Annotated in this window: 8 protein-coding genes; 5 read left to right on the forward strand and 3 right to left on the reverse strand. The window is 66.8% G+C overall.

Going from position 1 to position 6,073, the window contains the following annotated elements; genetic code table 11:
* Window positions 1–678 carry a tRNA (guanosine(37)-N1)-methyltransferase TrmD gene (gene trmD, locus QOC76_RS17215; protein WP_526358456.1) on the forward strand — a complete coding sequence of 226 codons (678 nt, stop codon included), beginning with the start codon at window positions 1–3 and terminating at the stop codon, window positions 676–678.
* On the opposite strand, the gene QOC76_RS17220 is transcribed toward trmD, so the two are convergent.
* Both QOC76_RS17220 and QOC76_RS17225 read right to left on the reverse strand, forming a co-directional pair.
* A complete protein-coding gene (locus QOC76_RS17220) occupies window positions 675–1,604 on the reverse strand; it encodes a serine hydrolase (RefSeq protein WP_526358458.1) in 930 nt (309 codons plus the stop codon). The genes trmD and QOC76_RS17220 overlap by 4 nt on opposite strands.
* A gap of 98 nt (window positions 1,605–1,702) precedes the next feature.
* Window positions 1,703–2,626, reverse strand: coding sequence for a serine hydrolase (locus tag QOC76_RS17225; RefSeq protein WP_526358460.1), 924 nt, complete (start codon window positions 2,624–2,626; stop codon window positions 1,703–1,705).
* 226 nt (window positions 2,627–2,852) lie between these two features.
* Here QOC76_RS17225 and rplS point away from each other — a divergent pair, with 226 nt between their 5' ends.
* The 4 genes from rplS to QOC76_RS17245 all read left to right on the forward strand — a co-directional run bounded on the left by rplS (window position 2,853) and on the right by QOC76_RS17245 (window position 5,221).
* Complete coding sequence (gene rplS / locus QOC76_RS17230) at window positions 2,853–3,194, forward strand: 50S ribosomal protein L19 (protein WP_526358462.1); 342 nt, start codon at window positions 2,853–2,855, stop codon at window positions 3,192–3,194.
* Window positions 3,195–3,308: 114 nt separating this feature from the next.
* Window positions 3,309–4,139: a signal peptidase I gene (gene lepB, locus QOC76_RS17235; protein WP_526358464.1), complete on the forward strand. Its 831-nt coding sequence runs from the start codon at window positions 3,309–3,311 to the stop codon at window positions 4,137–4,139.
* 12 nt (window positions 4,140–4,151) lie between these two features.
* Window positions 4,152–4,874 (forward strand): ribonuclease HII, encoded by a 723-nt coding sequence (locus tag QOC76_RS17240; protein ID WP_526358466.1) that lies wholly within the window; start codon window positions 4,152–4,154, stop codon window positions 4,872–4,874.
* A 41-nt stretch (window positions 4,875–4,915) separates the two neighbouring features.
* Window positions 4,916–5,221, forward strand: coding sequence for a DUF2469 domain-containing protein (locus QOC76_RS17245; RefSeq protein WP_066983311.1), 306 nt, complete (start codon window positions 4,916–4,918; stop codon window positions 5,219–5,221).
* A gap of 4 nt (window positions 5,222–5,225) precedes the next feature.
* Here the strand turns inward: QOC76_RS17245 and QOC76_RS17250 are convergent, their stop codons facing one another.
* Window positions 5,226–5,930, reverse strand: a complete 705-nt coding sequence (locus QOC76_RS17250) for a dienelactone hydrolase family protein (protein ID WP_526358468.1) — start codon at window positions 5,928–5,930, stop codon at window positions 5,226–5,228.
* Window positions 5,931–6,073: the final 143 nt, after the last annotated feature.

A 6,073-nucleotide genomic window follows, 5' to 3' on the forward strand; every position in this document is an offset into this window, starting at 1 on the left:
ATGCGTATCGACGTGGTGACGATCTTTCCCGACTACCTGGACCCGTTGCGGCAGTCGTTGCCCGGCAAGGCGATCGACGCGGGCATCGTGGACCTACGGGTGCACGATCTGCGCCGGTGGACACACGACGTGCATCGCTCCGTCGACGACTCGCCGTACGGCGGCGGCCCGGGGATGGTGATGAAGGCCCCCGTGTGGGGAGCGGCGCTCGACGAAATCTGCTCGCCGGAAACACTTCTCGTCGTTCCGTCGCCGGCGGGCCGGTTGTTCACGCAGTCGACGGCGCACCGCTGGAACGCAGAACAGCATCTGGTGTTCGCCTGCGGGCGCTATGAGGGCATCGACCAGCGCGTGATGGACGACGCGGCGCAGCGGATGCGCGTCGAAGAGGTGTCGATCGGTGACTACGTGTTGCCGGGCGGCGAGTCGGCGGCGTTGGTGATGATCGAGGCGGTCGTGCGTCTGCTTCCCGACGTGCTGGGCAACCCCGCGTCGCATCAGGAAGATTCGCACTCCGAGGGATTACTCGAAGGCCCCAGCTACACGCGGCCGCCGAGCTGGCGCGGGCTCGAGGTGCCGGACGTGCTGCGCTCAGGCGACCACGCGAAGGTGGCGGCGTGGCGAAGGGAACAGGCGGTGGCGCGCACCAAAGACCGCCGCCCCGACCTGATCGACTAGATCTTCCCGCCGGGGAACATCGTCTTGACGACCTGCGTCATTGTCGCGCGGGCGGCGGCGGCGTCGTCGGGTTCCAGCGAGCCGATCGCCATCACGTAGCGGCGGTCTGGCCCGATCACGCCGGTGGTCACATGCAGCTGGTTGGCGCCGTTCCAGCAGCAGAACCAGCCCTGCTTGACCGCGACGGGCTCGGCATAGAGCCCCTCGGGAATGCCGAAGCGTTGCGGATAGCCGTCGCTACCGGTCGGCGTCGACTGCGCGAGATTGCCCATGATGACGTTGGCCTGTTCGGGCGGTAGCCCCCCGGTACCGTCGAGCAGCTTGGTGTAGTAGCGGACCAGATCGCTTGCGGTGCTCTGCGTGACGTCCCACTGCCCGTCGGAGGGCGCCGTCGTGCCCGTCAACCCATACCGCGCCACGACACGGGTGATGACTGCGTTGCCGCCGCTGCGGTTCCAGAAATTCTGCGCCGCGCCGTCGTCGGACGATCGCAGCATGGTGTCGAGTGAGTTGCGGTCGGCAGGAGAGAGCGTCGTCTCACCCTTGGACTCCTGCAGCAGCAGGTCGTCGGCGATGAACAGCTTCACCACCGAGGCGATCGGGAATGCGCCGTTGTCACCGTTCGACACGGTCTGGCCGGTATTGCGGTCCAGCACGACGACCTTGATATCGGCCCCGGAATTCGCGGCGTCGGCGGTGGCCTCGCGAACCCGCGCGTCGAGACCATCGAACGTTGCGGCGGGCTGGTCCGGCGGGGCGTCCGGCGCTGGCGCGGTATTGCTCAGCGGCGCGATGACCGTCACCCGCGGTGTATCCGAATCCGTAGGCAGTGCGCCGTAACCCCGTGCTTCACAGCCGGCAACTAGCAGCGCCGCAATCTCAATGACGGCGGTCGCAATCGTCCGACTCGACGGCCGCCGATGCATAACTCTCCTTCGAAACAGAACCTGACTGCGGAGCGGGAGCCTGCCTACACTGCGGCCACACTGCGCCCGCCGGCGAGGCCAGCCTAATACGTAGCTGGCTAGATCCGCCCGCCCGGGAACATCGTCTTGATGGCCTGGGTGATGGCGGCCCTTGCCGTGTCCGCGCTTGCCGGCTGGTCCGACGCGATCGCCATGACGTAGCGGTGGTCGGCCCCGACGATTCCGGTGGACAGGTGCATCCAGTCACTGCCGATGCAGCACATCCAGCCCTGTTTGACGGCGACCGACTCGGCGTAGAGGCCTTCGGGGATGCCGAACAGCTGCGGGTACACGCCACCGGGCATCATGCCGTCGATCCCTGTGGGGCTGGACTGCGCCAGGTTGTCGACGATCATGTTGGCCTTTTCCATGGGCAGGCCGCCTGAGCCGGTCAGCATCATGTCGTAGTAGCGCACCAGGTCGGCGGCCGTGCTAATGGTGTTGAACCACATGCCATTGTTGGGTGGCCGGGTGCCTTCGAGGCCGTAGCGGGCGGCGACGCGGGTGACGATCGCGCTGCCGCCGCCGCGGTTCCAGAAGACCTCGGCGGCGCTGTCGTCGGACGAGCGCAGCATCGACTGGAACGATTTGAGGTCGTCCGGGGACAGTGGCGGACCCCGCAGCAGCAGATCGTCGGCGATGAACAGCTTGACCACCGATGCGATGGCGATGCCTCTGCCGTTGCCGTTGGTCACCCGCCGCCCGGTCGAGCGGTCCAGCACGACGGCGGTGATGTCGGCGCCCTCGACCGCGGCGTCGGCCGTGGCCTGCTTGGTGCGAACGTCCAGGCCGTCGAAGGACGAGGCGGGCTCGTCGGGCGCGGCCTCGGGCAGCGGAGCCAGCGGGCCCTGCGGCGCGACGACCGTCAGCTGAGGCGCATCGGGATCCACCGGCGGCGGCGTGCCGTACACGCGGGCTTCGCAACCGGTCAGCGCAACTACCGCCGCGGCCACTGCGACCAGCCTCGATGGCCGCCGACGCATAGGTATCCTCCAGAAATCCGATTCACCGGGACCGGGTGTAGCTGACCGTTGGCCGCCCGTAGGATTGACCCTATCCGGTCGGCGGGGGCGCTGCGTGCCCGCCCGGAATCGCGATTTCACTGCATGCGGCCCCGTCTGGCACAATTGACCAGTTGTCTGTGCGAGACGCGGGGATGGCCACGCCGTCCGTCGCGAGATGCACCAAAAAGCTAAGGAAGAGTCACCGATGAACACGTTGGACTTCGTCGATCAGTCGTCATTGCGCGACGACATTCCGGACTTCAGCGCCGGGGACACCATCAACGTGCACGTCAAGGTCATCGAGGGCGCCAAGGAGCGCATCCAGGTGTTCAAGGGCGTGGTGCTGCGCCGCCAGGGCGGTGGCATCCGCGAGACCTTCACCGTGCGCAAGGAAAGCTACGGCGTCGGCGTGGAGCGCACGTTCCCCGTGCACTCGCCGAACATCGACCACATCGACGTCGTCACCCGTGGTGACGTGCGTCGGGCCAAGCTCTATTACCTGCGCGAACTTCGTGGCAAGAAGGCGAAAATCAAGGAGAAGCGCTGACGTCGCACGCGACCCGCAGCGATCGCTTTGACGCGGGTGGCGCGGTGCCCTATTTCGTAGTGATAGCCGGACTCCTCAACGCGTCGCCCCACCCGTCGCGGATACGCTGATCCGGTGAGCGGACCCACGGACTCCCCAGACTCCTCATCCGAGCGCACGCTCGACGACGACGTCCACGAACAGGCCGCCGAGGCCGCCGACAAGTCGAAGCGCAAGCGTGGGGCGCTGCGCGAGGCCGTCATTCTGGTGGTGATCGCGGTCGGCTTGTACTACCTGATGCTGACCTTCATCGCCCGTCCCTATCTCATCCCGTCGGAGTCGATGGAACCCACGCTGCACGGTTGCTCCGGCTGTGTCGGGGACCGCATCATGGTCGACAAGCTGACCTATCGGTTCTCCAAGCCCGAGCCGGGAGATGTGGTGGTGTTCAAGGGCCCGCCGAACTGGAATGCCGGGTACAAGTCGATCCGCTCGGACAACCCCGCGGTGCGAGCGGTGCAGAATGCGCTCTCGTTCGTCGGGTTCGTCCCGCCGGACGAGAACGATCTGGTCAAGCGGGTGATCGCGACCGGAGGCCAGACCGTCGAATGCCGTCAGAACACGGGGCTGACCGTCGACGGAAAGCCGCTCAAGGAGCCCTACCTCGACCTGAAGACGATGAACGTGCCCGACCCCGACAAGTACCGCTGTCTGGGGTTCGAATTCGGGCCGGTGAAGGTGCCCGACGGCCGGGTGTGGGTGATGGGCGACAATCGCACCCATTCGGCCGACTCGCGCGTGCACTGCGCTGACAACCCAGCCGATTTCCAGAGTGGGATCAAGTGCACCGGCGACCCCAATGCAGGCACCGTTCCACTGGGGAACGTCATCGGTAAGGCACGGTTCATCGCCTGGCCGCCATCGCGATGGGGTGGGGTTAGCTCGGTGGATCCGCAGACTCAGTAGGAGGGTGCGAGCTTGCCGGCGACATGGCCGCCACGAACGGTGATCCGCAAGTCCTCCGGGCTTCGCACGCTGGAGTCGGCGCTGTACCGCTCCGGACTCGGCCCGGTGGCCGGTGTGGACGAGGTCGGCCGCGGCGCCTGTGCCGGACCGCTCGTCGTCGCGGCGTGCATGCTCGGGCCGAACCGGCTGGACAGCCTCGCCGCGCTCGACGACTCCAAGAAACTCACCGAGAAGGAACGCGAGCGGCTCTTCCCCCTGATCCGGCGGTATGCGCTGGCGTATCACGTGGTGTTCATCCCGTCCGTCGAGGTGGACCGCCGAGGAGTGCACGTGGCCAACATCGAGGGAATGCGCAGGGCGATCGCAGGACTGCCGGTGCGACCGGGATACGTGCTCAGCGACGGCTTCCGGGTGCCGGGGCTGCCCGCGCCGTCACTGCCGGTGATCGGCGGCGACGCCGCTGCGGCCTGTATCGCCGCCGCGAGCGTGTTGGCCAAGGTCAGCCGTGACCGCCTGATGGTGAAGATGGAGGCCGAACACCCTGGCTACGGCTTCGCCGACCACAAGGGCTACAGCACGCCCGCGCACGGGGCGGCGCTGGCCCGGCTCGGCCCGTGCAGCCAGCACCGATACTCGTTCATCAACGTCCGCCGGGTGGCCACGCCGACCGGCACCAAGGTCGTTACGGAGCTCGCAGGCGACTGCGTACCGGCGCAGCACGGCGAAGTCGGGTAGGGGACAATGTTTCTAGACCAATACGAAGGACTGTTGAAGCGATGAGTGCCGAAGATCTCGAGAAGTACGAAACCGAGATGGAGCTCTCGCTGTACCGCGAATACAAGGACATCGTTGGGCAGTTCAGCTACGTGGTGGAAACCGAGCGGCGGTTCTACCTGGCAAACAGTGTCGAAATGGTGCCCCGCAACGCCGACGGTGAGGTGTACTTCGAGCTGCGGCTCGCCGACGCCTGGGTGTGGGACATGTACCGGCCGGCCCGGTTCGTCAAGCAGGTGCGGGTGATCACATTCAAGGACGTGAACATCGAAGAGGTGGAGAAGCCCGAACTGCGGCTGCCTGAATAGGCGGTCAGCCGGCGGTCTCGTGCAGGTGCTCGCCGAAGAACGCGAAGACCCGTGACCAGGCGTCGGATTCCGCTGCCTCGTGGTAGCCGAATCCGGCGATGCGGATCAGCGGCTGAGCCGGAAGTTTGTTGGCGAAGCTGTGCCCGGCGCCCGGGTAGACCTTGATGTCGGCGTCGATGTCCTTCTCGTCGACGACCTTCTGCAGCTTCGGCGCCGCGCCGATACCGATCGGGTCGCGGCCGCCGAAGCTCGCCACGATCGGGCAGGCGCCGTCAAGCGTCTCGCTGAGGTTTTTCGGCAGCGGGGTGCCGTAGAACGGCGCTGATGCACCAAATCCTTTGGGCGACATCAGGAGCGCGAACTGGCCGCCCATGCAGAAGCCTGCGATGCCGACAGCGCCCGAGGCCTGCGGCAGGCCGAGCAGGTGGTCGCGGGCGGCGAGGATGTCGTCGAGCGCACGGCCGCGTTTGGTCAGCAGTTCCCGGAAGACACGGATGATGCACCGGGCACGCCCGCCGCGGGCGAACATGTTCGGCGTGACGGCGATGTATCCCGCCGCGGCGACGAGGCGGGAGATCCGTTCGTTGTCCGGGCCGTAGCCGATCGCGTCGTGGACGAGCACCACACCGGGCCACGGGCCTGCGCCGTCGGGCACGCTGAGCAGCGCGTCGATCGGACCGCCGGGGGCATTGATCGTGATGGTCTGCACGCGATCAATCTAGCGGTCACGACAAGTGCGAGGCGATTGCGTCGAAGGCGGCGATGGTGGGGAACAGCTTCGTAGCGTCCTGCGGAAGCGGCCAGCTCGACAGCTTCGCGGCGACCATGTCCGCTGCCCGGTTGACATAGATC

This window comes from Mycobacterium sp. (assembly GCF_032159565.1).
GTDB lineage: Bacteria > Actinomycetota > Actinomycetes > Mycobacteriales > Mycobacteriaceae > Mycobacterium.